General features: G+C 52.6%; 18 protein-coding genes. 5 read left to right on the forward strand and 13 right to left on the reverse strand.

From position 1 onward, the window contains the following. Positions 1-138: 138 nt before the first annotated feature. A complete protein-coding gene (map, locus tag Ga0123461_RS04860; RefSeq protein ID WP_100277299.1) occupies positions 139-891 on the reverse strand; it encodes a type I methionyl aminopeptidase in 753 nt (250 codons plus the stop codon). A 122-nt stretch (positions 892-1,013) separates the two neighbouring features. Here map and sixA point away from each other — a divergent pair, with 122 nt between their 5' ends. Beyond that, positions 1,014-1,484: a phosphohistidine phosphatase SixA gene (gene sixA / locus Ga0123461_RS04865; RefSeq protein WP_100277300.1), complete on the forward strand. Its 471-nt coding sequence runs from the start codon at positions 1,014-1,016 to the stop codon at positions 1,482-1,484. A 119-nt stretch (positions 1,485-1,603) separates the two neighbouring features. Beyond that, positions 1,604-5,341, forward strand: a complete 3,738-nt coding sequence (locus Ga0123461_RS04870) for a PAS domain-containing protein (RefSeq protein WP_198507130.1) — start codon at positions 1,604-1,606, stop codon at positions 5,339-5,341. Positions 5,342-5,378: 37 nt separating this feature from the next. On the opposite strand, the gene Ga0123461_RS04875 is transcribed toward Ga0123461_RS04870, so the two are convergent. The 5 genes from Ga0123461_RS04875 to glgC all read right to left on the reverse strand — a co-directional run bounded on the left by Ga0123461_RS04875 (position 5,379) and on the right by glgC (position 11,858). Next, positions 5,379-6,554 (reverse strand): transglycosylase SLT domain-containing protein, encoded by a 1,176-nt coding sequence (locus Ga0123461_RS04875; RefSeq protein WP_100277302.1) that lies wholly within the window; start codon positions 6,552-6,554, stop codon positions 5,379-5,381. A gap of 71 nt (positions 6,555-6,625) precedes the next feature. After that, positions 6,626-7,240 carry a DUF2238 domain-containing protein gene (locus Ga0123461_RS04880; protein ID WP_100278687.1) on the reverse strand — a complete coding sequence of 205 codons (615 nt, stop codon included), beginning with the start codon at positions 7,238-7,240 and terminating at the stop codon, positions 6,626-6,628. Between the two features lie 8 nt (positions 7,241-7,248). After that, positions 7,249-8,727 (reverse strand): 4-alpha-glucanotransferase, encoded by a 1,479-nt coding sequence (malQ, locus tag Ga0123461_RS04885; RefSeq protein ID WP_100277303.1) that lies wholly within the window; start codon positions 8,725-8,727, stop codon positions 7,249-7,251. Further along, positions 8,724-10,421 carry a glycoside hydrolase family 57 protein gene (locus Ga0123461_RS04890; protein ID WP_100277304.1) on the reverse strand — a complete coding sequence of 566 codons (1,698 nt, stop codon included), beginning with the start codon at positions 10,419-10,421 and terminating at the stop codon, positions 8,724-8,726. The genes malQ and Ga0123461_RS04890 overlap by 4 nt, the downstream gene beginning before the upstream one ends. A gap of 171 nt (positions 10,422-10,592) precedes the next feature. Continuing rightward, positions 10,593-11,858, reverse strand: a complete 1,266-nt coding sequence (gene glgC, locus Ga0123461_RS04895) for a glucose-1-phosphate adenylyltransferase (protein WP_100277305.1) — start codon at positions 11,856-11,858, stop codon at positions 10,593-10,595. Positions 11,859-11,985: 127 nt separating this feature from the next. On the opposite strand from glgC, the gene Ga0123461_RS04900 reads away from it, so the two are divergent. Together Ga0123461_RS04900 and glgB are read left to right on the forward strand one after the other, a co-directional pair. Further along, positions 11,986-13,617 carry an alpha-D-glucose phosphate-specific phosphoglucomutase gene (locus Ga0123461_RS04900; RefSeq protein WP_100277306.1) on the forward strand — a complete coding sequence of 544 codons (1,632 nt, stop codon included), beginning with the start codon at positions 11,986-11,988 and terminating at the stop codon, positions 13,615-13,617. A 45-nt stretch (positions 13,618-13,662) separates the two neighbouring features. Then, the gene (gene glgB / locus Ga0123461_RS04905) at positions 13,663-15,852 is read left to right on the forward strand and encodes a 1,4-alpha-glucan branching protein GlgB (RefSeq protein WP_100277307.1); all 2,190 of its coding nucleotides are present in this window, start codon (positions 13,663-13,665) and stop codon (positions 15,850-15,852) included. A gap of 8 nt (positions 15,853-15,860) precedes the next feature. Here the strand turns inward: glgB and Ga0123461_RS04910 are convergent, their stop codons facing one another. Further along, the gene (locus Ga0123461_RS04910) at positions 15,861-16,778 is read right to left on the reverse strand and encodes a hypothetical protein (RefSeq protein WP_100277308.1); all 918 of its coding nucleotides are present in this window, start codon (positions 16,776-16,778) and stop codon (positions 15,861-15,863) included. 154 nt (positions 16,779-16,932) lie between these two features. Here Ga0123461_RS04910 and Ga0123461_RS04915 point away from each other — a divergent pair, with 154 nt between their 5' ends. Further along, entirely contained in the window at positions 16,933-17,553 is a 621-nt protein-coding gene (locus Ga0123461_RS04915; RefSeq protein WP_100277309.1) for a lysophospholipid acyltransferase family protein, read from the forward strand. Between the two features lie 36 nt (positions 17,554-17,589). Here Ga0123461_RS04915 and Ga0123461_RS04920 read toward each other — a convergent pair whose 3' ends face one another. The 6 genes from Ga0123461_RS04920 to Ga0123461_RS04945 form a co-directional block, all read right to left on the reverse strand. Next, complete coding sequence (locus tag Ga0123461_RS04920) at positions 17,590-18,681, reverse strand: type IV pilus twitching motility protein PilT (RefSeq protein WP_100277310.1); 1,092 nt, start codon at positions 18,679-18,681, stop codon at positions 17,590-17,592. Beyond that, the gene (locus Ga0123461_RS04925; RefSeq protein ID WP_100277311.1) at positions 18,681-19,835 is read right to left on the reverse strand and encodes a PilT/PilU family type 4a pilus ATPase; all 1,155 of its coding nucleotides are present in this window, start codon (positions 19,833-19,835) and stop codon (positions 18,681-18,683) included. The genes Ga0123461_RS04920 and Ga0123461_RS04925 overlap by 1 nt, the downstream gene beginning before the upstream one ends. A gap of 77 nt (positions 19,836-19,912) precedes the next feature. Next, positions 19,913-20,965 (reverse strand): type IV pilus twitching motility protein PilT, encoded by a 1,053-nt coding sequence (locus Ga0123461_RS04930; RefSeq protein ID WP_100277312.1) that lies wholly within the window; start codon positions 20,963-20,965, stop codon positions 19,913-19,915. A gap of 159 nt (positions 20,966-21,124) precedes the next feature. Next, positions 21,125-22,198, reverse strand: coding sequence for a response regulator (locus Ga0123461_RS04935; RefSeq protein WP_418289087.1), 1,074 nt, complete (start codon positions 22,196-22,198; stop codon positions 21,125-21,127). Then, a complete protein-coding gene (locus Ga0123461_RS04940; RefSeq protein ID WP_100277313.1) occupies positions 22,195-25,650 on the reverse strand; it encodes a hybrid sensor histidine kinase/response regulator in 3,456 nt (1,151 codons plus the stop codon). Before Ga0123461_RS04940 ends, Ga0123461_RS04935 begins: the two co-directional genes overlap by 4 nt. Further along, complete coding sequence (locus tag Ga0123461_RS04945) at positions 25,647-26,285, reverse strand: hypothetical protein (protein WP_157819232.1); 639 nt, start codon at positions 26,283-26,285, stop codon at positions 25,647-25,649. Before Ga0123461_RS04945 ends, Ga0123461_RS04940 begins: the two co-directional genes overlap by 4 nt. Between the last annotated feature and the right edge of the window lie 101 nt (positions 26,286-26,386).

Here is a 26,386-nt window from a genome sequence, read left to right on the forward strand (position 1 = left end):
TGGAAGTAATATCGCGCAGGGTGTGCCCCTTTTACACTAAGGGGTCATCTGCGGTTGGTATGCATCGCTCCATGCTAATATAAGTGAACACCTCTATTTTACGGCACTTATTTTACTTTAGGGGCCCAAAAATGGTGTTTATCTGGATGGAACAGTAAGGATTTCGCAGCCGGTTTCAGTCACGGCCAGCGTATGCTCGAACTGGGCGGAGAGTGATTTGTCGCGTGTCACCACGGTCCAGTTGTCGCCGAGCAGTTTCACCGCCGCCCGCCCGATATTCACCATCGGTTCAATCGTAAACACCATGCCGGGTTCCAGTTTCAGACCATCGCCGGGCTTGCCGTAGTGCAGGACCTGCGGATCCTCGTGGAAGGCGCGGCCGATACCGTGGCCGCAGTATTCACGCACCACTGAGCATCTCTCGCCTTCAACATAGCTCTGGATCGCATGGCCGATGTCACCCAGCGTCGCACCCGGCTTGACCACTTCAATGCCGATTTCCAGTGCCTGACGGGCAACTTCAACCACCTTTGTTGCCTTGATTTTTGGTGTGCCGACAAAGAAGGTTTTACTGTTGTCACCGAACCAGCCGTTGATGATGCTGGTAACATCCACATTGATAATGTCACCATCCACCAGTGTTTTATTGCCCGGAATGCCGTGGCATACGACATGGTTGACCGAGGTGCAGACCGATTTCGGAAAGCCGTGGTAGTTCAGCGGGGCAGGGATGGCGCCGGCCTTGACTGTAAAATCGTGAACCAGTTCGTTGATCTCGTCGGTGGTGATGCCGGGCTTAATATATGGCTCAATCATCACCAGTGTATCCGCTGCGTGATGACATGCAGGTTTCATTGCCTCGATATCTGCTGCTGTTTTGATCTGAACCATGCTTTCTCCAAAATCGAGTTTCTCGGTTTGCTCTGGACGGACAGTTCAGAGAACTCCTTGATTAGGGTCGCTACTATGGCTTAATCTGTAGCCAAGGTCACCTGCGACCTTTGGGGGTAATGATGAGGCTCTACCTGGTTCAGCACGGTTTGGCGAAGGATGAAAGCGAGGATGCGGCGCGCCCCTTATCCAATCAGGGCAGGGAAGATGTCACCCGTACTGCAGGTTTTCTAAGCCTGTTTGAGAAACCGAGGCCTTCAAGGATATTGCACAGCGGCAAGCTGCGGGCAGAGCAGACGGCGCAGATGTTTGCCCAAGCGTGGGGTGATCTGCCCGTTGAAAAGACACTTGATCTTGCCCCGAACGATGATCCCTCTACATGGATAGCCCATCTCTCCTCAATGGACAGTGATCTGATGCTGGTCGGCCATCTGCCACACATGCAACGATTGGCTGGCTTATTGATCAGTGGTGACCCAGAGCGTGAAGCAGTCCATTTCCGCAACGGTGGTGTTCTCTGCCTGGAGAAACGGGAGGCTGGCTGGGCCGTGCTCTGGCAGATCAATCCAACACTTTTTTATGGTGAAGATTGAACCCGTGTAACAGATGAAAGCAGCACAAAATGGATGTTTTTATCCTATACTAAGGGTAGTGGCTCGTATTGTTCTGCTTAAAGGGGGCAAGTACACAATGGAATCTGCTCTTGGTTGTCGTGAATAAGAGACTTCTCTCCGTTCTCCTCATCTGTCTGTTTCCTTTTATGGGTCAGGCGGCAACTGAATCGGTGAGACTGCAGTTGAAGTGGAAACACCAGTTCCAGTTTGCCGGATTTTATATGGCTCTGGAGAAGGGTTATTACCGCGATGCCGGCTTCGATGTTGAGATCAGGGAAGTCGAGATGGGTACGCGTGCGGTGGATCAACTGGCCAGCGGTCAGGCGGACTATGCTGTGGTTGATCCCGGCGTTCTTCTGGCCCGAGCAGAAGGGGCTCCGGTCAAGGTTCTGGCCTCAATATTTCAACACTCCCCACTTGCTCTGATTGTCAGAAAAGATTCCGGCATCAAGGATTTCTCAGACCTGCGTGGCAAACGTATTATGCTGGTACCCGGCCTGAATGCTGATATCGATGCTGCTCTGGGGGTATCAGGCATCGCAGCCGGTGAATTTATCAGGCAGGAGATTAGCTTTGATATTCGTGATCTGGTCAGTGGAAAAACCGATGCCTTTGCCGGTTATGTGACAGATCAGCCGCATCAGCTGGAGTTGATGGGCATTGCCTATAACATTCTTCACCCCAAAGAGCAGGGGATCGATTTTTATGGAGATGTTCTGGTCACCAGTGAAAAAGAGGTGGTTGAACACCCTGATAAGGTTGAGGCATTTACCAGGGCATCCATACATGGGTGGCAATATGCACTGAAGCATATTGATGAGACCATTGATGTGATTCAGAAAAAATATAACTCACAAAACTTCTCTTCCAGCCAGCTCTATTTTGAGGCACGCAAGACCAAAGAGATGATCGAGAGCGATATTGTTCCGATCGGCTATATGCGGGAGCAGCGCTGGCAGGATATAGCAGATATCTATATTGCTCAGGGTCTGTTGCCGAAAAATTTCGCTGCATCAGAGGCGATTTATCAACCAGAAGAGGGTTTGATCGCAATCGTTAAGGAGAAGCGCTGGCAACTAGTCCTAACAGCTCTTCTTGTTCTTTTGTTCGGGCTTGGATTGCATAGCATGAGTTTGCGCAGGGCTGTCAGACTCAGGACAGTGAACCTCCAACAGAGCGAAGAGCAGTTACGGCTCGCCCTCGCTGCTGCAAATCAGGCCTGGTTTGATGTCAATGTTCAGACTGGTGAGGTTAAGGTTAGTCCCGAATACTCATCCTTGATTGGTTATAAACCTGAGGAGTTTGAAACATCTTTGCAGAATTGGATGGATCACCTGCATCCAGACGACCATGACGCTGTGCTTGAGGTTTTTCAGAGATGCCTTGCCTCTGGTGAGTCAGCAAGCATGGAATACCGCCGGCAGACGAAATCCGGTGGCTGGGTATGGATGCACTCCATTGGCAAGGTTGTGGAGTGGGATAAAGCACAGAAACCGTTGCGGATGATTGGGATCCACAGGGATATTACCGAGCGCAAGAAAGCTGAAGAAGCGTTGCAGGAAAGCGAGCTGCGTATTCGAACTATTGCCGATTTCACCTATGACTGGGAAAGTTTTATATCGCCTGATGGAAAACTGATTTGGGTAAATCCAGCTGTTGAGAAACATACAGGATACAGCGTAACTGAATGTATGGAAATGCCTGACTACCCACGTTCCATCATAGTAGAAGAAGATCGTGACGCATTCAATAAGTCCTTATACCAATCATTAACTAAGCACTCTTCATTGAGTGATTATACATTCCGGGCTTTACACAAAAATGAGTCGATTCGCTGGATGGAGGCTTCCTGGCAGTCTGTCTACGATAATCAGGGTAAATTTGTGGGTTTGCGAATCAGTGTGCGCGATATTAGTGATCGCAAGAAGGCCGAAGAGGTGCTGCGACAAAGTCGCGAGGCACATGAGGAGGCGCAACGCATTGCCCATTTAGGGCACTGGAGCCTAGACTTGGTTACGAATAAGCTATTCTGGTCAGATGAAATTTTCAGGATTTTCGAGATCGATAAGAATCAGTTTGGGGCTTCCTATGATGCATTTCTCAATGTGATACACCCCGATGATCGGGAATATGTCGACAAGACTTATAGCCAGTCGCTGGAAACGAGAAAGCCCTATAATATCGAACATCGACTTCTGATGCAGAATGGCTCTGTTAAATGGGTGAACGAACGTTGTCGCACTGAATATGCTGAAGACGGTAAGCCGTTGATGTCTTTAGGTACCGTGCTGGATGTTACCGATCGCAAGCAAGCCGAAGAGGCGTTGAGAGAAAGTGAACTCAGCCTAAGACAGGCTCAGGCCACGGCTCACCTTGGCAGCTGGACGCAAGACATGGAAGGGCGGATCACCTGGTCGGATGAGCTGTATCATATATACGGCGTTTCTCCTGATACATTTACCCCTAATGCTGAGAGCCTTGGCTCACTTGTTCATCCCGATGATTGGCCGCGTCGCCAGTCATGGGTTGATACTTGTCTGAAGGGAGGGGGAGTAGAGCCCCTCGAATTCAGGATTATCTGGCGCGATGGCGATTTGCGCTACGTGCGAGGTCTGTGTGAGTTGATTCGTGATGCCAATGGTAAACCGAATCATCTGGCTGGAACCACGCAGGATATTACAGAATATAAACGGCTTGAAGATCAGTTTTATCAGGCCCAGAAGATGGAGGCGTTGGGAACGCTGGTGGGTGGCATCGCTCACGACTTCAATAACATTTTGTCGGGTATTACGGGCAACCTATATCTGGCCAGAAGGTACGCGAAAGGGCTGCCAAAGGCTGTAGATAAGCTGGATACGGTAGAGAAACTCTCTTTACGGGCATCTGTGCTGATCAAACAGCTGCTTGCCTATGCCCGCAGGGATATGGTTATGATGAAACCTTTGCAACTAGCGCCCTATGTCGAAGAGGTCATCAAGCTCCTCCGTTCATCGCTGCCCGAGAATATCGAGTTGCATGTGCAGGCGTGCAGTGATTCGCTCACCATCAATGGTGATGATACGCAGCTTCATCAGGTGCTGATGAACTTGGTGAATAATGCACGCGATGCTGTGACCGGAACGAAAAACCCGGCCATCACCGTTGAGCTTGAGATGTTTGCAACAGACGAGCTGTTTATCAGCGAGCACCCATACTTCAAGCGTGGTACTTATGCCCACCTGAGTGTCAAAGATAATGGCTGTGGTATTCCTGACGAGCATATCGAACACCTGTTCGAGCCTTTCTATACCAGCAAAGATATTGGTAAGGGTACTGGTCTTGGTCTGGCCATGGTTTTTGGCGCTATTAAAACCCACCGTGGTTACGTGGAGGTCGAGAGTGTTGAAGGTAAAGGTTCAACATTCCATGTCTATCTGCCACTCATAGAGGCAGAGGCACCAGAGTCAGCTTTACCTCAACAGCCTGACTCGGTTGAAGGAGCTGGGGAGACCATTCTGCTGGCTGATGATGATGCGAATGTCCGGGAGACGACCATAGAGGTGCTAAAGGCGCTCGGCTACCGGGTGCTGGCCGCAGAGAATGGGGAGCAGGCTGTAGAGTTGTTCAGGGAGAATTCTGAAACGATCAATCTGGTGCTCAGCGACCTGGTTATGCCGGTGATGGGTGGCTATGAGTCTGTGCAGGCAATGCGCCAGATCCAGCCGGATGTGAGAGTCATTTTTGCAACCGGTTACGATAGCAATGGTGATGCCCATCTGGACGATGAACTGGTGATCAGAAAGCCATTTGTGGTCGAAGAGTTGAGCCGCTTGATCAGTCAGCAGCTTGAAAAATAAGTGATGCCTGTATTGAGCGTTCAGCTTGTTGTACTGCTTAATAAATTTTATTAAGCGCCACCTCAACTTCTCTTTCTCTCTCTCCCCTGGCCAGTGGGTTACGATCCGCATTGATCCGTTTCAGTACCTTCACGGGAATCCGAATCCGGGTTCCGGCTTCAGGACGCATGCCAATGTCCGGATTATCAGCACGCAGGGCGTAGGTCGATGTTTTATAGCGCTGGCTGATGGATTGAAGTGACTCTCCTTTGGCCACGACTGTCAGGTACTCAGAGGGCTCAGGTGGTATGTTCTGCCTCACCTTTTTCAGGCGGCTTTGCGAGATGCGCAGGTAGAGTGTCTGCGGTTTGCCATCATAGTACTGCTTCAGTTTCAGTTTTGGATTGAAGTGGAATATCTGGTTTTCGGGAAGTTCGGATGTCTGGTGCAGTAGGGCTAGATCAACAGGTGTCTGCAGCTTGATCGTTTTGGTTCGGTAGGGCTCGGGGAAACTGATGGTTCCCTCTTCATGCAGTGCTATCAGGCCGATGATATGGCGGATATAGGTTTTGGTGATGGGTGGCAGAGGCATCTTTTTCAAACCGTCTTCAGGCTGCCATGGCCTGTGGTTAAGGCGACGTTGAACTGCATTCGGGCCGAGATGATAGGCGGCAAGAGCCATCGGCCAGTTGCCAAAGCGGCGATACTGTTTGGTCAGGTACCTGGCCGCACCCTTCGTGCTACTGCGGATGTCGCGGCGACCATCAAAATACTTGTCGCTTTTAACACGCATATCATTGGCAGTATCAGGCATCAATTGCCAGAGGCCGGTAGCGCCGACTGAGGATATGACATAGGGGTTGTAGCTCGATTCCACGACAGGAACCATCTGCAGCTCCCTTGGGGCACCAACCTTGTCCAGTGTCTCCAGCATAGGCTGGCGCACATAACGTGAACGGGTAGAGACGCCGCGCCAGTGGCGGCCATATTCGCGCCACGCCTCTTGTTTGATCTTACCGATGTCAGACTCGCTTAAGCCGGCAAGAAAGGGGGTGGATTGAACAGTGTGAGCATGCTTGTCCGGTGATTCCTGTTGAACCGGTTCACTCTGTTTACCACTCTCCCAGAAGCTGGACCACTCCGAATTTTGACTCTGAGCACAGGAGATCAGTGTCAGGGAGAGAAGAAACAGTAGTGTGCGTGAAAGAGTTCGATTAAGCGGTTGAGTATGCATGTAGCAAGGTTATGGGCAGGTAAAGGCGAAAGATTTGATGTGCATCACCAAACAGCAGCCTGTGGGTGTTGCTACTTTTTTGCTCTCTCTTCCTGTTTGTCAGGTCGTGCAAACCAGTAGATCAGCAGCGAGAAGATTGCCCCTAAGGTGTCAGCCAGCATGTCCTTTTGGGCATCCCAGATATCACCCTGCGATCCGAGGAACTCAATGCCGGCATCGCCACCTTCGGCCACGGCATACCACCACTCGATAATCTCGTAACCGGCAGCGATGCTCATGATAAAAAAGATACTGAACACCGTAGCCAGTTTCAGCTCGCATAAATCTCTGCGCAGCAGCCACTCGGCCATTGCAAAGGCGTAGAAGCCGATGCTGAAGTGACCAATGCGATCGAAATGGTTTCTTCCCTCTCCCGGTAACAGCTGTAACCACTCAAATGGCACGTGGGCAAAGGTGTAGTGGCCGCCAATGGTGTGCCAGAAGAGCCAGATGGCCATCAGTCCGTAGGCAAGGTTGCTGAAGCGGAACAGCCTGAATGATCCGATCAGAAGCAGGAAAATCACAACAACTGGAACAGCCTCTGCAATCCAGACTTGGCGTGAGACAGGGTTGATGCCCAGAACAATAAAGAAGATGGTAAAGGCAACAGCCAGAAGATGAGGGAAGTAGTGTCTCGCCTTCGTCATGAAAGAACCTATATGCGTTTGTAGAGCCTGTTCAACTGGCGGCTCATCCTCCAGCAGCAACATCCCGCTTTGGGTATCTCCTGCAGGCGCCATGACCAGTTGCCACCAAGTGTACCCGGTGTGTTGAACTTCGCTTCAGCGCCGAGCTCGAGCAGATCCTGCATCGGAATAACAGCAAGCCTTGCAATTGAAGCAAGTGCACACTCAATCAGTGCCCAGGGCATGTCTTCAGCTTTGGCGTTGTGAAGCACTGCCAGTGCCTGGTTGCGGGTCTGCTCGTCACACGACTCAAACCAGCCCACCGTGGTGTCGTTATCATGGGTGCCGGTATAAACCACGCTGTTCTTTCTATGGTTTTTAGGCAGGTAGGGGTTGTTGTCATCGCCGCCGAATGCAAACTGCAGGATCTTCATGCCCGGCAGGCCGTATTTCCGGCGTAGGGCGGTGACTTCATCGGTGATGATTCCAAGGTCCTCTGCAATCAGTGGCAGTCTCCCAAGCTTCTCCTGCAGCGTCTGCAACATTGCATCGCCCGGTGCCGGACGCCACTCTCCGATAATGCCATCTTCACTCTCGCCGGGAATGACCCAGAAGGCCTCCAGCGCTCGAAAATGGTCGATACGCAGCATGTGCATGCGCTCCAGCTGCTGACGCACGCGTTCAGTCCACCAGCTGAAACCCTCTTCCTGCATGCAATCCCAGTGGTAGAGCGGGTTACCCCAACGCTGTCCAGTTTCGGAGAAGTAGTCCGGCGGCACGCCGGCAACCTCAACACAGAGTCCCTTTTCGTTGATTGTGAAATATTCACGGTGAGACCAGACATCGGCAGAGTCGTGGGCAACATAGATCGGCAGGTCGCCGAAAAGCTGGACGCCCTGTGATTCAGCATAATCCTTTAGACCGTGCCACTGGCAGTCGAACAGGTACTGCTCAAATATGGCCTGCTCAACCAGTTCCCGATATTCATTTCTGGCAGACTTTATGCCTTCGGGGTGACGGTCGCGCAAATCTTCTGGCCACTGCCACCATGCACGATCCTGAAGTGCTTCTTTCAGTGCAGAGAATAGGGCGAAGTCATTCAACCAGTACTCATGTGCACTGCAAAAGGCGTCGATGCTACCGGCCAGCTCTGCGTCGGTTTTAACCTGCTTCCAGAAACGCCGCGCTGCTTTTTTCCGCATGGCTGCATGCAGTTCTGCACTGTCACACTGCTTCAGGGATTCTTTATCAAGCCAGCCGCGGCTTATGCACTCGCGCAGGTCGATAAAGTCCGGGTTGCCTGCAAACGAAGAGAGCGACTCATAGGGGGAGCCGTGACCATGGGTGGGGCCCAGTGGCAGAAACTGCCAGACTGAAAAACCTGCTTTACCAATTCTGTCGATAAAAACTTTAGCTTCAGAGCCTAGTACCCCCTTGTGAAAGGGGCCGGGCAGGGAGGAGATGTGTAGCAGGACCGCTGATCTTCGGCGATCAATCCATGAATTCATGAATCAGCCCCACCTCTGCGCATCGTGCCGCCGCCTTCAGCATCGCCGCCACCAGTGGAGATGGTCTCCTGCAGAGATGGTGGAACAGGCGAGCCAAGAAGCTGATGCAGTTTTCTCAGGTGACGACGGTAGAGTTGGTCGAAATCGCGAACGACAGCCCCAGGGTTGTAGTCACCGAACCACCAGCACCAGTCCGATCCTTCACAGATGCGTAGCTGTTCATTCGCCTCTTCCTGCTGTGCGGGGGTGAGCTCACCGATATGGATATCGTAGGCCTTCTTAGCCTCGATCAGAAGCTCCCAGCCGCGTGTTTTGGCATGGTCACCAATCCATGTGGAGAGATTGCCGTAGACCCATGAGCCGGGAACCAGATGATCCAGCTTCTCTGTGGCTTTAGATTGGCCCAGGTACTCGCTGAAGGTGGTCAGTTCGTACTCATCGTGTTCTATGATGGACTGGTAGAGGTTGGTGAGGAATGGGAGGGCATTTTCATGGTAGTGTTCCCATGCATTTTCGCCATCCATGATGATAGAGACAACCGGGGCATCCATGCCTTTGGTGCGGTGACGGATAAGCGCTAGTTCATGCATGAAATTGTTGATCGCATCTTGCATATTCCAGCGTGAATATTCGAAGCCCAGTAGGTCGGAAAGGTGGTCATCACGGAAGAAGCAGGTGATCTCCTCTTCTCCTTCACCAACAAGCCAAGGGTGGTAGAGGTCACGGTTGCCCTGCTGTTCGCGCAGGTTGTACTTCAATGAGTGGTGCAGTACTGCTTCACCGGTTGCACACCACTGAAAACCAGATCCGCCAAGCAGCTTCAGGGTCTCTTCCGAAACAGCGCCCTCTGCAGGCCAGCAGCCTGACGGTGTATGCCCAAACAGCTTTTCATGGCTTTGGCGGGCAAGGTCTATGTGATCAAGAGCCCGTTCACGGCCTCCCGGATAGGGCTCATTGGGAATCAGTGCATCCTGAACAGTCTCCCGTGCTGTATTGAAATCAAGCATCAGGGGGATGATAGGGTGGGCATATGGTGTAGTTGTCAGTTCAATTTTCCCTGCCTCTACCAGCCTGCGGTGGGTGGCAGGGATATCTGAGAGGAGTGTGGTGATCAGGGTCAGCAGGTCGCGACGATCCTGATAGGAGAAGTCGCGGGCCTTTTCAATCAGGCGACGGGCCACAAAATTGCGGCTTCGAACCGTTTCGCCCAGCCATGCCAGATGATACCAGGTGACTAGGTCGGAGAAGAAACTATCGCCAAGGTAATTCAGGCCTTCGTGGCCCTTTGCATGCTCCGCCAGATTCCAGAGCCTTGAGTAGGCCGGATAGCGATGCATATTGCGTTCATGGTTGAGACGAAAACAGGCCTCAAGCAGGTATTCTCGCTCACTCTTGCTGTATTCACCCGATTTATGGGCAAGGGCAGCAAGCAGAGGGTCATTAAGGGTTTTGGTGTCGCCGTTGAGAAATTCGCGCAGGTGGGCTGCATAATCCTCAATCTGGGCAGTCAGTGACGGCACATAATTGATGACGGCCTTGGCTCTTGGTAACTGGGAGAGAATCTCAGCCATGTCGGTGTAGTCTTTCATGGCGTGCAGGTAAACCCATGGCAGATGATAGTTGCCTGTATCAGCCTCGCAATAAAACGGCTGGTGCATATGCCAGTAAAAAATGACCGATAACGGTTTACTCATGGAGTGCCTCCTGGATGTGGTGGCAGCCTCTGGTGCATTTCAGGCTGCCAATGCAGATCGGTCGCCCTGTTGTACATTGGGATCGATCCATTGCCATACGTCCATGTATAGCAAATTCAGGGCCGACTTATGTCAGCCCTGAATTGTTCTGATACTTGAAGGTGGGGAATGCTACAGCTGATGGAGCCCTTGGCCTAGCATATCCGGTGTAACAAGGACCACGCCACCGGCGGATACTTCGAAGCGCTCGGCATCTTTTGCGCTGTCGAAACCGATCTCCATGCCTTCGGGGATAACGGTTCCCTTATCAATAATGCATTTTCTGATTTTGCAGTTACGGCGGATTTCAACATCCGGCAAAATCACTGAATCTTCAACCTCAGAGTATGAGTGGACACGCACATTGGAGAAAAGCACCGATCGACGTACTGCTGAACCGGTAATCAGGCACCCTCCGGAGACCAGTGAGTCAACGGCATAACCACGGCGAGAGTCCTCATCGAAGAAGAATTTTGCCGGAGGTAGCTGTTCCTGCTGTGTCCAGATGGGCCACTCTTTATCATACATGTCCAGCTCAGGTTGTACGGTTACCAGGTCCATGTTGGCTTCCCAGTACGCATCCAACGTACCTACATCACGCCAGTACTGAGGTGCACCGGTGTTGGCATTCATGAAGCGAAAGGCGAACACATTGGCATTCTCAATGGCAGTCGGGATGATGTCTTTGCCGAAATCGTGGCTGGAGTTGGAAAGCTGCGCATCATCAAGCAGTCGCTGGCGCAGGAAGTCGGCTGAGAACACATAGATGCCCATTGATGCCAGTGCCTTGTCTGGCGCACCTGCCATGGGTTTTGGATTCGCCGGCTTTTCGGCAAATTCAGTAACGCGGTGCTCGCCATCGACATCCATGACACCGAACTCGCTAGCCTCTTTCAACGGAACTGGAATACAGCCAACGGTAATATCGGCACCGGTCGCGGCATGGGCAGCAATCATTTTACCGTAATCCATCTTGTAGATGTGGTCGCCTGCGAGAATCAGGACATATTCCGGGTCATAGTGGCGGATAATGTCCAGGTTCTGGTAGATCGCATCGGCAGTGCCCTCATACCAGCCTTCTCCGGTACGCTGCTGGGCAGAGAGAACTTCCATGAATTCACCGAACTGACCTGAGAGGAATGACCAGCCACGCTGCAGGTGACGCTGCAGGGAATGGGATTTGTACTGTGTCAGTACCGAGATGCGGCGGATGCCGGAGTTGATGCAGTTCGACATTGGAAAGTCGATAATGCGGAATTTCCCCCCGAATGGCACAGCAGGTTTCGTTCGCCACTGTGTCAGGTCTTTCAATCTTGACCCCTTGCCGCCAGCCAGCACCAGTGCAACTGTATTGGCTGTGAGCTTACTGATGTTGCGTTCTACCTGAGTCGAACCCATGAGTTCCTCCCCCCGATCGGTTAATGGCCTAAAGTATAACATGAGTTTGTGCTTCTTGCATGCATAGAGTGATGTTATTTTGTCACCACATCCGCTAGTCTTAGCAGAATATGGCAGGGGGGTGTTTATGAAGATCCATACGATTGCGACTGAACCTTTTGAAGGGCAGCGTCCCGGCACATCCGGTCTTCGCAAAAAGGTCAGGGTTTTCCAGCAGCCGCACTACCTGGAGAACTTTGTGCAGTCGGTGTTCGACAGTATCGGCGACTTTCAGGGCGAGACGCTGGTGGTTGGAGGCGATGGCCGCTATTACAATCTGCAGGCGATCCAGACCATTCTGAAGATGGCTGCTGCCAATGGCTTTAGCCGGGTGCTGGTCGGGCAGAATGGGATTCTCTCTACTCCAGCTGCATCAAATATTATCCGCAAGTACAACGCCTATGGAGGCCTGATCCTCTCCGCCAGCCATAACCCTGCCGGTCCTGATGAGGATTTCGGTATCAAGTATAATATGGGCAACGGCGGACCTGCGCCCGAGGGCGTGACTGAAGCGGTTTTCGAGCAGACGGAAAAGATAGAGTGGTACCAGATCGTCGAACACAATGACTTTGATCTTTCTCAGATCGGCAGCTATGAGCTGGCAGGCATGCAGATTGAGGTGATTGATTCGGTCGCTGATTATGCCGAGCTGATGCAGTCGCTGTTTGATTTCGATGCCATTAGAGCCCTTCTTGCTGATGATTTCGCTATCTCTTTCGATGCCATGCATGCGGTAACCGGCCCTTATGCCATGGCCATTATCGAGGGTATGCTGGGCGCACAGGCTGGCACAGTGATCAACGGTATTCCTAAAGAGGATTTCGGCGGTGGTCATCCCGATCCCAATCTTACCTATGCCCATGAACTGGTCGACATCCTGTATGGTGAGGATGCCCCGGATTTCGGCGCCGCCTCTGATGGCGATGGCGACCGTAACATGGTTCTCGGCAACCATTTCTTTGTCACACCGAGTGATTCACTGGCGATTATTGCAGCCAACGCACATCTGGTGCCGGGATATAAGGGCGGCATAAACGGTGTGGCCAGGTCTATGCCAACCTCCGGTGCAGCTGACCGTGTTGCTGAAGCACTGGGTTTGAACTGCTATGAGACACCGACCGGTTGGAAATTTTTCGGTAACCTGATGGATGCAGGCAAGGTTACCCTCTGCGGTGAGGAGTCGTTCGGTACAGGTTCTGACCATGTGCGCGAAAAAGATGGCCTCTGGGCTGTGCTCTTCTGGCTGAATGTACTGGCCGCCCGTCAGGAGTCGGTTGAAGCGATCGTGGTTGACCACTGGCAGCGGTTTGGCCGAAACTACTATTCGCGACACGATTATGAGGGCGTGGATTCAGCTGCTGCTGAGAAGGTGCTGCAGAATGTACGCGACCAGTTTGCTTCGCTGCCTGGGCAAACACTGGCTGGACGCATAGTGGGCAGCTGTGACGATTTTGCCTATACAGATCCTGTTGATGGTAGTGTCAGTGAGAATCAGGGTGTTCGGGTGCTCTTTGAGGATGGCTCGCGGCTCATCTTCCGCCTCTCAGGCACTGGCACCAGCGGGGCGACGGTTCGCCTTTATCTGGAATCATATGAGGCTGATGCCGAGAAGCAGGGGCTGGATGCACAGGACGCACTGGCAGATATGATTGCTGCCGCAGATGAGATATCCGGTCTGAAACAGTTGACCGGACGGGATAAACCCACTGTTATTACCTGATCCGATCATTAAACCGAGCGATCTAAACCGGAGTAGAGGACACTTATGAAGAAGCCGATTCTGTCACCTGAAGCATGGGCCATTGTAGAGGCGCGCAGTCACGATCCGTTTGCCTGGCTGGGCCGCCATTACCATTCCGAAGGGGGAATTGTCGTGCGCGCCAATAAACCTCAGGCTGAGAAGATGTGGCTATTGCCCAAGGGTGATGGTGCGGTTGCCATGCTACGCATTGAGGGGACTGACATCTTCGAGTACCACTGGGAGGAAGGGGATTTCGATTCCGCCTACAAACTGCGCATAGAGAACAAAGAGGGGCACACCTGGGAGGAAGAGGATGTTTACCGCTTCTCGCCAATTCTGGGTGAGATGGATCTGCACCTGATCGGTGAAGGCAACCACTTCGAGAAATACAAGATTATGGGTGCGCATGTGCGTGAACATGAAGGGGTATGGGGTGTCGGATTTTCGGTCTGGGCGCCATCGGCTGGTCGCGTCAGTGTGGTGGGTAACTTTAATCACTGGGATGGTCGCGAGCACCAGATGCGGGTGCTCGGCTCTTCAGGCGTCTGGGAGATATTTATTCCAGGACTTCGCGAAGGCGAGGTCTATAAGTTCGAAATTCGTGCCCAGAATGGCGATGTTTTCGAGAAGGCCGATCCTTATGCGCAGCAGATGGAGCTGCGCCCTAATACGGCCAGCGTAGTTCACTATCCCAAGGCCTATCACTGGGGTGATGATGAGTGGGTGAAGAAGAGGGCGGTGACACAGGCTGCCGATAAGCCGATGAATATTTATGAGGTGCATCCGGGTTCATGGCGCAGGGCTGATGGCGAATACCTCAACTATCGCGATATGGCGCACCAGCTGGTGGAGTACTGCCAGTGGATGGGTTACACCCATATCGAACTGATGCCTATTACCGAACACCCGTTTGATGGCTCCTGGGGCTATCAGACTGTCGGTTATTTCGCACCGACCAGCCGTTTCGGCACACCTGATGATTTCCGTTATATGGTCGACTACTGCCATAAAAATGGTCTGGGCGTATTCCTTGACTGGGTTCCTGCCCACTTCCCTAAAGATGCATTCGGACTGGCCCGTTTCGATGGTACGCCACTCTACGAACACGCGGATCCACGATTGGGTGAGCACAAGGACTGGGGCACCTATATCTTCAATTTCGGCCGCAATGAGGTGCGAAATTTTCTCATCGCCTCAGCACTGTTCTGGTTGGATGAATTTCATATTGATGGCCTGCGCGTTGATGCCGTGGCCTCAATGCTCTATCTCGACTACTCACGCGAAGAGGGTGAGTGGATGCCCAATAAATACGGTGGCCGTGAGAACCTTGAGGCGGTTGAGTTCCTCAAGCAGTTCAACCATCTAGTGCATGAGCGCTTCCCCGGTGCGGTTACCATGGCTGAGGAGTCAACCTCCTGGCCGATGGTAAGCCGCCCTACTTATCTGGGTGGTCTCGGCTTTACGATGAAGTGGAATATGGGCTGGATGAACGACACGCTCTCCTATTACGAGGCCGATCCGGTGTATCGATCCTACGATCATCATGCGCTGACCTTCTCAATGGTCTACGCGTTTACCGAGAACTTTATCCTGCCGTTCTCGCACGATGAGGTCGTGCACGGCAAGGGCTCAATGCCACAGAAAATGCCGGGTGATGACTGGCAGAAGTTTGCCAACCTGCGTCTGCTCTCTGGTTACATGTACACCCACCCGGGCAAGAAGCTGCAGTTTATGGGGCTGGAGTTCGGCCAGTGGCCGGAGTGGAATTTCGACAGCTCACTGTCGTGGGATCAGGCCAATTTCATGCCACACCGTGGCCTGCAGTTGATGCAGCGCGACATGAACCATCTCTACAAGGATGTGCCTGCACTGCATGAGGTCGATTTTGATGGCGGAGGCTTCCAGTGGGTTGACTGCAACGATGCCGAGAACTCCACACTCAGCTATATCCGGCGCGACAAGAATGGAGGTATTGTAGTGGTTATCCTCAACCTTACTCCGGTTCCGCGTTACGGTTATCGCCTAGGCGTACCTAAACCGGGTCACTACAGTGAAATCCTGAATACCGACTCTGAACTTTATGGTGGCGGTAATATCGGCAATGCCGGAGGCGTGATGGCTGACGATCAAAGCTGGATGCACCAGCCGCACTCCATCACGGTGACGCTGCCGCCGCTCTCGTGTGTGATCCTCAGGCCAGACGACGAAGCCTAAACCACGCCTTACGGATGTTGGAGGGAACCAGCGATAAAGTTGCGGAACAGCTTCTCCGTTTCTGCAGGGGTTTTGACCATGTCGCTTACCAGGGAGAAGAGGGCATATAAGCGGTAATTAAACAGGCAATGTTTTGCCACCATTGCCAGGGTGTGGATGCCTTCACCGCTGATATCATCTGTCTGACCTCTGGCAAGTTTGATGCCCAGTTCATGGTGGTGGGAGCCCACACTTGTCGCGGTTGTAATGAGATCACCGAGTCCTGCCAGCCGCAGTGGCGTGGCCGCTCTGCCGCCCATGTGCGCCATGATTGAACTCAACTCCTCCATGGCGGTAACAGCCAGAAATCCGCGCACATTATCACCGAGGCCCAATGCATCCGAAGCGCCGAATGCGATGGCATAGACGTTTTTCAGGATCACCGACCAGGAGATGCCGATGATGTCGTCACTCTTGCGAATACCAAGAGCAGAACCCCGGTAGAGTGCTTGTACCTCATCAAAAACCGCAATGTCAGAACATCCAAGTTCGGCAAAGCCGTAGCGGCCGGCACGGATCTCCTCAGAGATCATAGGGCCATAAAGCAGGCAGTAGCGCTGGCCTGCATGGAATACCTGTTCGTATATCAGGGCAGGGGGGCGCCCAAGATCATCCAGACCTTTGGAGATACTGAGACATATCGTATGCTGTTGAAGGTGTGGGGAGAGTCTCTCCAGCATCTCACCAAGCGGCTGGGAAGGGATGCAGAAGAGAATAAAATCGGCGGATGCAGCCAGCAGTTCGAGATCAACAGGAGGTAGCCCCTCTATCTGTCGAGAGTCATAAATGGAGAGGTGGTGTCTATCACGCAGTAGAAACTTCATGGCATGACCCATCTCGCCATAACCTACGATTAAAACATGTGACGCTTTTTGCTTCTTTTCCATCTCTGGCCCTCTATGCCGCTTCTATCCACGCTAGGCGTATCGTGTATATTTTGCCGATGATGTGCTTGATCCCATATAAATACTCAGCCGTTACTACTATAGATAGCAGAGTCCGAATTGGCAAAACGGCTGCTTGTGAAACGGGGAGCTTCCAGTGACTGCAGAAGCACGCGGGCCAAATGCATTTCTGCGCGGCTTGAATCGACTTTTCTGCCGTGGTTGGCACAGGCTTCCCAAGATTGAGTGCGAGCTTCCTGACGGGCCGGTGATACTGGTTGGTAACCACATCTGCGGCCTTGATCCGCTGCTGATTCAGGCATCGGTGAATCGTCCTCTCTCGTTCCTGATGGCACGCGAATACTACCTGAAGATGTCATGGCTGCGCTGGGGCTTTGATATGGTGGGTGCAATTGCCGTTTCGCCGGGTGGAGCCAATCGCTACGCGCTCAGGGAAGCGGTTGAGGTGGTCAAGCAGGGCCATGCGCTCTGTATCTTCCCTGAGGGGGCGGCCAATCCACCGATCCCGCTGCACAGGATTCTACCGGGGGCAGCACTGATTGCTCGGGCAAGCGGTGCTGCCATCATTCCATTCAGGGTCTCGGGCGTCTGGCCCTTTGACCACGTGAGTCTGTGGCCCTCGTTTTACCGCCGCAGTCGGGCCAGAGTAGTGATCGGCACCCCTTTTTATCTTCCCAAAGAGCTGCCGGGAAAAGAGGGATCACGCAGTGATACGGCCCTGATCAGGCACGCCATTAAAAGTCTGAATCGAGTATAGAAAGGCCTGATGTTTAGGTGGGGGCCCCTAAAGAGATCAGTTGCGTCCCATGCGGATAACGAAGTCTTCCGGATATACTGCATTTAACACCGCTTCGTCATAATCGACAAGGTCATCCTCTACCAGCTGTTGAAGATGCTGGTCAAAGGCCTGGCTTCCATAAAGCGAATGACCCTCTTCCATGGCGCGTGGAATTTCGCTCCAGCGATCCGGATCCAGAATGAAATGCTTGATGACTGAATATTTAATCATGATTTCCAGCACCACGATGCGCCCTTTGCCATTTTTCATTGGCAATAGCTTTTGCACAATGATGGCGCGCAGGTTTTCAGCAAGGCGTTCGCGGATGCCTATCTGCTCATCACTGCCGAAGGAGGCCATGATGCGTTGCATGGTGCCGATAGCGGTCGTGGCGTGCACGGTAGCCATGACCAGATGGCCGGTTTCGCTTGCTTCCAGTGCCAGCTGCACCTCATCTCGGCCACGGGCCTCTCCGGCAACGATAATATTCGGCGTTTCACGCATCGCATCGATTAAACCCTGTGGGTAGCTCTCCACATCCATGCCGATTTCGCGCTGGGTGACCGTGCCCATGTGGCTGGTGCTGTAGCGGAACTCGATCGGATCCTCGAGTGTGACCGCATGCACAGGCCTGTTATGGATGATGTGGTTGAGCATGGCGGCAAGTGTTGTGCTTTTACCCGAGCCTGCAGCACCGGCCATCAGGATCAGGCCACTTCGATAGTTGGTAATCTCCTGTATGATAGGAGGGATGCGCAACGCATCGAAGCTGGGAATCTCTTGCGGGATCAGCCTTGCGACAATACCAAAATTGTTGTTGGTACGCAGCACATGCACCCGGAAATTAGAGGTGCTTTTCAGGCTGTAGTGGAAGTCCAGGTGTTGAAGTTGATCAATATCTGGCCGTTTGGGATGATCACGGATCAGGTGCTTGATCATGGCGGTAGCCTCATCAAGGCTGATTCTAGGGAACTTTTCGACAGGTATGGTGACAATCTCGCCGGCAATGCGCAGGCGTACACGGTCACCGGTGCGTACAATCAGGTCTGAGGCACCGTTTTTGTTGGCAATGTGCAAAAGTTCGTCGATCAGTTGTTTGCTCTCCATCAGATGCGGAACTCCTCTGAATTCATGTTGCCGGAGAGTTGTTCCAGGTCACCAGCACTGTCACCCTGATCCTCCAGAGTTACCATTTTAATCTGCAGGCGCAGGTTGTTGACCGAGTCGGCCTGGCGCAGCGCTTCATCCTCGCTGATAAGACCCGCTGCCCAGAGCTGCAGCAGATGCTGATCGAAGGTCTGCATGCCGTAATTTTTACCGTTTGCCATCACCTCCTTGATCTCTGCAACACCCCATTTGCCAATCAGATCGGCAATACGGGGGGTGTTGATCAGAATCTCAATGGCTGCAACGCGCCTCTCATCAGGTGTTTTTGCCAGCCGCTGGGAGAGGATCGACTTCAGATTCAGAGCCAGGTTGAGGCAGACCTGAGGGTGCATCTCTTCCGGGAAGAAGTTGATAATGCGCTCCAGTGCCTGATTGGAGTTGTTGGCATGCAGTGTTGCCATGCATAGGTGGCCGGTTTCGGCAAATTCGAGTGCCAGCTCCATTGTCTCGCGATCACGAATCTCACCAATCATAATAACATCGGGTGCCTGCCTGAGCGTGTTTTTCAGGGCTGTCTGATACTCAAGCGTATCGGTGCCCACCTCACGCTGGGTGATGACACACTTCTTGTGCTCATGCACAAACTCGATCGGATCCTCGATGGAGATGATGTGTCCCGCCTGATTACTGTTGCGCCAGTCGATCATGGCAGCCAGTGAGGTGGACTTTCCACAACCGGTTGCTCCCACCATCAGCACCAGCCCACGTGGAGAGATGCTGATATCCTTGAAGATTTCCGGAAGGCCCAGCTGATCGATGGTTGGAACCTCTGTTTTCACCTTGCGGATCACCATGCCAACTTGGCTGCGCTGTCGGAAGACATTGACGCGGAAACGACCGATATCGGGAAAGGCGAGTGCTAGGTTCATCTCAAATTCAGCGGCGAAGGCCGCACGCTGGCGTTCGCTCATGGCCGAGTTGGCCAGTTTTGCGCACTGCAGTGCTGTCAGCGGTTCCCGGTTCATCGGGTGAACGGCACCGTTGATACGCAAGGAGGGGGGCATACCTGCAGTGATGTAGAGGTCAGACGCTTCACGTTTTTCCATCACCATCAGTAGCTGCTTGATCGATAGCTGTTCTTCAGGTCTGTTCATGAGTCGTCTCCATTATGAAAATGCATGGGCAGTTCTGGGAATCCAGGGCGTTAATAATATGCTGTGAATATCAGCCTCTATACGGCACCGCCGCCGAATAGCTTTTTGTTGGCCGCTTTTTCAAGTGCGGCCTGCTGTGTGATCTTTCTTGAGTTCACCAACGCTTGCAAGTTGCTGTCCAGTGTCTGCATACCTTCGCGCAGTGATGTCTGCATCACCGATACCATCTGGGGGATCTTGTTTTCGCGTATCAGGTTACGGATGGCGGGCGTACCGATCATGATTTCATGGGCTGCGACGCGACTGTTGCCGTCGGCCGTTTTAATCAGTGTCTGTGAGATAACGGCGCGAATGGACTCGGAAAGCATGGCACGCACCATCTCCTTTTCCGCGGCAGGAAACACATCGATGACACGGTCGATCGTTTTAGGGGCGGATGAGGTGTGCAGGGTACCGAATACCATGTGACCGGTTTCAGCAGCGGTCAGGGCAAGTCGAATGGTCTCCAGATCACGCAACTCACCAACTAGGACCACATCAGGATCCTCACGCAGTGCGCTGCGCAGGGCGTTTTCAAACGAGTGGGTGTGTGGCCCCAGTTCGCGCTGTGAAATCAGGCAGTTTTTGGATTTGTGCACAAACTCGATCGGGTCTTCAATAGTCAGGATATGGCCACGTTCCATCTCATTGCGATGGTTGATCATGGCAGCAAGGGTTGTTGATTTGCCCGAGCCTGTTGGCCCGGTGACCAGGCAGATGCCACGCGGGGTCATGGAGATATCCTTGAAAATATCTGGGCACTTCAGGTTTTCCAGAGTCAGCACTTCGCTCGGAATCACGCGGAACACTGCAGCCATACCACGCCGCTGTTCAAACACGTTAACACGGAAACGGGCTATTTCTCCCAGTGCAAAAGAGAAGTCGAGTTCCAGGTGCTCTTCGAACGCCTTACGCTGGTGATCGCTCATGATGTCATAAACCATGGACTGAACTTCACGTCGATCGACGGCGGGCATCTTGATGCGTGTCATGTCTCCGTTGATGCGGATCATCGGCGGCTCACCCGATGAGAGATGCAAATCCGAAGCCTTGTTTTTTACAGTAAAAGCAAGCAGTTCCGATACTTCCATGGTCCCTCCATTTTATTTTTTCGACCAGCTTGAAACACATAGCAGAGCATAAGAGTGTTGCTGTGGAGTCGCAAGTTTCGGCGGTTTGGTGGTGACGGTTTTCAGTTGCAGCAGGATAAGATGGTTTTGTTGCTGTCATTGCCTCTTCGAAAGAACAACCTATTCCTCTTCAGTATCAGAAAACTGCAGTGCGATTTCGCGGAACTGCTCTTGCTGTTTAAGGAAGACATCAACAATGGCAGGGTCAAAATGGTTGCCGCTGCCTTCGTTTATGATGCTGACGGCCTGTTGATGAGGGAAGCCCTCTTTATAAACACGTTTACTGATCAGTGCATCGTATACGTCTGCCAGTGCCATCAGCCTGCCTGGAAGCGGGATGCTCCTCCCTTTTGTGCCGTTCGGATAGCCACTGCCATCCCACCTCTCGTGGTGCGCCTCAATGATATCATGGGCGATATTTAGCATGGGAGCATGCCCAAGCTTAGTCTCGATGCTTTTAATGGCGGCGGTGCCGAAGAGGACATGCTTCTTCATCTCCTCAAACTCTCCAGTAGTGAGCTTTGCCGGCTTGAACAGGATTTCATCGCGCACACCGACCTTGCCGATATCGTGAAGGGGGGCAGTTTTGAAAAGCAGGTCTATGGTCAGGTCATCAAGTTCCTGTTCAAAATCGGGATGCTCTTTCAATGCCTCGGCGAGGGCACGTATATAGTGCTGGGTGCGGTTGATATGGCCACCGGTTTCAGGGTCACGTTGCTCGGCCAGTGCCCCCATGCTTTCGATCAGGGCATTCTGCGTCAGGATAACCTCGCGGGTACGTTCGATAACCACCTCTTCAAGGTGATCGCGGTAGCGTTTAAGCTCCAGATGGTTATGGATGCGTGACTTAACCAGCGCTGGTTTGATCGGTTTGCGGATGTAATCCACGGCGCCGATCTCCAGCCCCATTGTTTCGTTAATATCCTCATTCAGTGAGGTTACGAAGATCACCGGAATATAACGGCTCCGTTTCTCCTGCTTCAGCCTTCTGCAAACCTCATAACCATCCATAAGCGGCATCTGGATATCGAGAAGGATAAGGTCCGGTACTGGCTCTTTGATTGCAAGTTCAAGTGCCTTGCTGCCACTGGTGGCGGCAATCAGGGCATACTCATCCTTGAGCGTCTCGATAAGCAGGTGGATGTTCTCCACCATATCATCGACAACCAGAATTTTCTGCTTCTCCACGGTCACACCTCCTTCTCCAGTGGTAGACCAAAGTGCTCGCGGATCATCTGTAGGGAGGCTCTTGCGTTATCCGTATCGAATGCATCCATGGCGTTCTCAAGCTGTTCGAATAGAACTTTCGTATCACTTTTATAGACTAAAGGCCGCAATAGCTCAAGTTTGGCTGCTGCCACACCAAGGTCACTTTCCAAGGCAACCTCCAGTTCTCTGATCAGTTGTGCCAGCTCCACCATGCTGATTTCACTGCTCTCTATGTGCAGGTCATCTTGCCCCGTCTCTGTTGAAGCAGTGATGCTTGCCAGCGCCCGGGTGAGTTGCTGCTCGAATGGTTCGATTAACCTCTCCAATGCACTCCCTTTGCCCCTGGTGGCGGCCTTTTCAATCTCTCCTGTGATCCCGGCCAGTTCATTGCCCCCGAGGTTGGATGCCACCCCTTTGATGGAGTGAGCAAGTCTGGCGGCTTCAGCGAAATCTTTATGGCCAACGGCATGACGCATGCGGGAAGCTGCATTCCTGTTGCTGTTGCTGAATGTGTTCAGCAGTTTCCTGTAAAGCTTGCTGTTTCCACCCAGCCGTTCAACTGCAGTGCCAACATCAAACCCATCTATGGGTGGAAGCAGGGTCTCTGGCCGGCTGTTATCCTGGATTTCAGGAGCCTGTGTATCCATGGTGGTATCTTCTGCCTGCAGCCACTGAACCAATGTTCTGGCCAGCTCCTGAGGGTCGAGCGGCTTGGTGATGTGGTCATTCATGCCGGCTTGAATACTTTTATCGCGGTCGCCAACCAGCGCATGTGCGGTCATCGCAATAATAGGGGTCTCAGCCAAGTGGTGGTATGATGAATCTTCTGCAAGTTTGCGAATCCGGCGTGTGGCCTCCAGCCCATCCATGCGTGGCATCTGAATGTCCATGAGCACGAGTGCATATGGATGGATGCGGAGTTTTTCTACTGCTTCGATTCCGTCATTGGCGATATCAACGGTGCAATCCAGCTGCTCAAGCATCTCGGTAGCCACCTGCTGATTGATCTCATTGTCCTCAACCAAAAGAAGGCTGGAGCCACTGAGGAGGCGCAATTTCTTCTTGGGTAACTCTTTCAGCGACTCATGGGCAGTGACATGGCGCCTGTAGCCATACAGATCCATGATCGCATCAAAGAGCGTGGAGGGGTTGAAGGGCTTGGAGATGATGTTGCAGTTGTTGATCTCCTTTACTTTGTCGTATGTCTCTTCACCACTGTAGGGCAGTGCCAGAAGCACCACTGGGACGTCCCTGTAGGCCTCCAGTCGGCGGATTTCACGGCAGGTCTCCAGACCGTTGATGCCGGGCATCTCCATGTCGATAAAGATCAGCCCATAGGGCTCCTGCTCAGCCTCACCGGCCAGTTTGATCCCCTGTTTGCCGGAGGAGGCAAGCCTCGGTTTGAAGGTGAAGGATGTCAGGGTCTCTTTAAGCATGCTCCTGGCCGCCTTGTTGTCATCAATGGCCAGTACCCTCATGCCTTTCAGGTTGTCCTGGGGGACGGGTTTGCTATGGCTGCCGTTGTGGGTGCTGCCGAATGTGGCGCTAAAGTGGAAGGTGGTGCCTTTGCCGACACTACTCTCCACCTCAATCTCCCCACCCATGAGGTTGATCAGGCGGCGACAGATCGTCAGGCCTAGTCCTGTGCCACCAAGGTTGCGTGAGATGTCGCCGTGCGCCTGGTCGAACGGTTCAAACAGGGCCTGCATGCCATCCTCTGGAATACCTATGCCCGAATCGCTGACAGAAAAATCTAGTGTGATCGTCTCACCATCTTCAGCTGCCTTATCGACAGTGACGATCACTTCACCCTTGTCGGTAAACTTCAGCGCGTTGCCGATCAGGTTGAGAAGAATCTCCTCCAGCCGAACCGCATCGCCGACCAGCCTGATCGGCACCTCAGATTTGACATGAAATACCAGCTCCAGCTTCTTCTCTGCCGCCTTGATGCTGGTGATATTGGCGACACTGTTGAGCACCTCGTCGATATCGAAGGTTTCACTGGAGAGCTCAAGTTTGCCGGCTTCGATCTTCGAGAAGTCGAGGATGTCGTTGATCAGGTGCAGCAGGGATTTTCCTGCCGCCTGAACCTTCTTCAGGTAATCCTCCTGTTTGGTCGTCAAGTCGGTCTTCAGTGCCAGATGGCTCAGTCCGATAATGGCATTCATCGGCGTGCGAATCTCATGGCTCATGCGGGCCAGGAATTCGCTTTTGGCGGTATTGGCGCGCTCCGCCTCCTGCTGGGCTGCAATCAGGCCGGTTTCAGCTCTCTTGCGAGTCTCAATCTCATCGTTCAGTTCATCGCGTGAGGCCATCGTCTCTTTCAGCCTGTTGGTCATGGCATCGAAGGTGCGGGAGAGCTGGCCTATCTCATCCTTTGCATCGGTGGCGACCGAGGTATCAAAATTTCCTTTTGCCACCTCATTCATCCCCTCCTGAAGGGACTGAATGGGGGAGGCGATGGAGCGTGCCATGGTCCAGGCGATCAAAATCACGATCAATGCTGCAATGGAGCCGATCAGCAAGATAAGCTTCCTGATATGCTCGATTGGAGCAAATGCTTCCTCACGGTCAATCTTGGCTACCACACCCCAATTGCTATTGGGTAGTGGACGCCATGCTGCAATCACCTCTCTGTTGCGATAATCGATTGAGAGGCCGGAGCCGCTTTTTCCTTGAAGCGCCTTCTGTATCGGTAACGCAAGGTTTGATCCGACTGGAACATACCGTTTCATGGCTGCGTCCGGATCGTGGCGAAGTGGATTCAGGAAGAGGATGTCGTCCCCATCCTTTCTGGCGATCAGCGTCTCTCCGCTGACGCCCAGACCCGCAGCATTCTGGATGAGGTTGAACAGGGTCGACATATCCACTTCAAAAAGAATATTGCCGACTCTCTCCCCGGCATGATTGCGAATCGGCGCATAGATAAGTCTGCCGAATGGTCTGTTGCCACCGGGATATTGAAATGTGGGGCTTATCGAGACCCTTTCCAGTTCGGGTGTGAATTTTCCGTCAAAGTAGTCTGGAACAGTAGCGCCGAGCGTTTCGAGGTTGTGATGTTCCTTGTTGGCGATAAATTGAATCCTTTCTGCTCTGTCGAGCAGCATCACATCATGAAAGCCGTATGCCCGGGTTAAGCTCTCCAACTGCCTGGAAAGCTCTTTCAAGTCTACATGCTCACAGTTTTGCTCACTGCAGTCGTGTTCCAGAAACTGGCGTACGGATGTGTTTAGCATGGCCACATGGACATTACCCATTCGTTCTGAGATGAACCGTTCGATGTTGAAGATTTTAAGGTCAGCAATGGTCTCAAGGTCAGAGATGATGGATGTCATCATCGCTTCCCGTGTGTTGCTGTAACTCAAGTTGGCGATAAAGGTCATCGGGATGATGGCGATGAACAGAAATACAATGGCCAGCCGCCACTTCAGTTTCATCTAGCCCTGCTCTTTCTTGTACTGCCGAGAAGAAGCAGTCCCACTCCCAGCATGGCAAACAGGATGGCGGTATGCACTGCCATGGCGCTACTGATCCCCTCAATATGGTAGTAAAGGGCCGGTTTATCGACGAGGTAACCGAGAAGTGCGGTGAAGCTGAAGCCGCTCTCAATACAACCTGTCACCAGCAGGTGGGTGGCTTTCATCGGGTTCATCAGGGTAACGACACCGCTTAATGAGATGATGATAAATGCCCCCATCGTTCCGATGGAGGGCATGCCCGGAATTACTGTTTTGACCGCATGGGAAACGTCCTCAATAAACCAGCCCTCTATGCCGGTATGAATTCCCGTCAGGCTTGAGGCCAGCAGGCTTCCCATCAGCAGCAGGATGCCCATGGTCACAGCAGGCATAAATATACCGGATTGAATCGAATGGGTTTCAGTAGCTTTGACGATACCGAGCAGCACCAGGCCGCTGAGAAGAAATGAGAGAGCCGTGGTGAACTTCATGCTAACCCAGTGAGGCAGGATGCTTTTAAGCAGCGGTATGTCATAGAGCCAGCCTAGCATGACGATGATGCCGGCCAGACATACCAGCATCGCGATTGCGCGAACCAGAAGGAATCTATTCATGAATATATTATAGCAGCTAAAAGCAGGATTGGTTTTAGGAAAATTCTTAGAAAAGATCGGGGTTTGATAGGTAAGATGGGGCGAATGTTTTGAGTGGAGGG

It is taken from the genome of Mariprofundus aestuarium, assembly GCF_002795805.1.
Taxonomy (GTDB): domain Bacteria; phylum Pseudomonadota; class Zetaproteobacteria; order Mariprofundales; family Mariprofundaceae; genus Mariprofundus; species Mariprofundus aestuarium.

Coding starts and splice junctions, on each gene's coding strand:
- map (WP_100277299.1), bottom strand. CDS start 891: ATGGTTCAGATCAAAACAGCAGCAGATATCGAGGCAATGAAACCTGCA.
- Ga0123461_RS04940 (WP_100277313.1), bottom strand. CDS start 25,650: ATGAAACTGAAGTGGCGGCTGGCCATTGTATTTCTGTTCATCGCCATC.
- Ga0123461_RS04930 (WP_100277312.1), bottom strand. CDS start 20,965: ATGGAAGTATCGGAACTGCTTGCTTTTACTGTAAAAAACAAGGCTTCG.
- Ga0123461_RS04875 (WP_100277302.1), bottom strand. CDS start 6,554: ATGCATACTCAACCGCTTAATCGAACTCTTTCACGCACACTACTGTTT.
- Ga0123461_RS04920 (WP_100277310.1), bottom strand. CDS start 18,681: ATGGAGAGCAAACAACTGATCGACGAACTTTTGCACATTGCCAACAAA.
- Ga0123461_RS04900 (WP_100277306.1), top strand. CDS start 11,986: ATGAAGATCCATACGATTGCGACTGAACCTTTTGAAGGGCAGCGTCCC.
- malQ (WP_100277303.1), bottom strand. CDS start 8,727: ATGAATTCATGGATTGATCGCCGAAGATCAGCGGTCCTGCTACACATC.
- Ga0123461_RS04890 (WP_100277304.1), bottom strand. CDS start 10,421: ATGAGTAAACCGTTATCGGTCATTTTTTACTGGCATATGCACCAGCCG.
- Ga0123461_RS04945 (WP_157819232.1), bottom strand. CDS start 26,285: ATGAATAGATTCCTTCTGGTTCGCGCAATCGCGATGCTGGTATGTCTG.
- sixA (WP_100277300.1), top strand. CDS start 1,014: ATGAGGCTCTACCTGGTTCAGCACGGTTTGGCGAAGGATGAAAGCGAG.
- Ga0123461_RS04925 (WP_100277311.1), bottom strand. CDS start 19,835: ATGAACAGACCTGAAGAACAGCTATCGATCAAGCAGCTACTGATGGTG.
- Ga0123461_RS04910 (WP_100277308.1), bottom strand. CDS start 16,778: ATGGAAAAGAAGCAAAAAGCGTCACATGTTTTAATCGTAGGTTATGGC.
- Ga0123461_RS04880 (WP_100278687.1), bottom strand. CDS start 7,240: ATGACGAAGGCGAGACACTACTTCCCTCATCTTCTGGCTGTTGCCTTT.
- glgB (WP_100277307.1), top strand. CDS start 13,663: ATGAAGAAGCCGATTCTGTCACCTGAAGCATGGGCCATTGTAGAGGCG.
- glgC (WP_100277305.1), bottom strand. CDS start 11,858: ATGGGTTCGACTCAGGTAGAACGCAACATCAGTAAGCTCACAGCCAAT.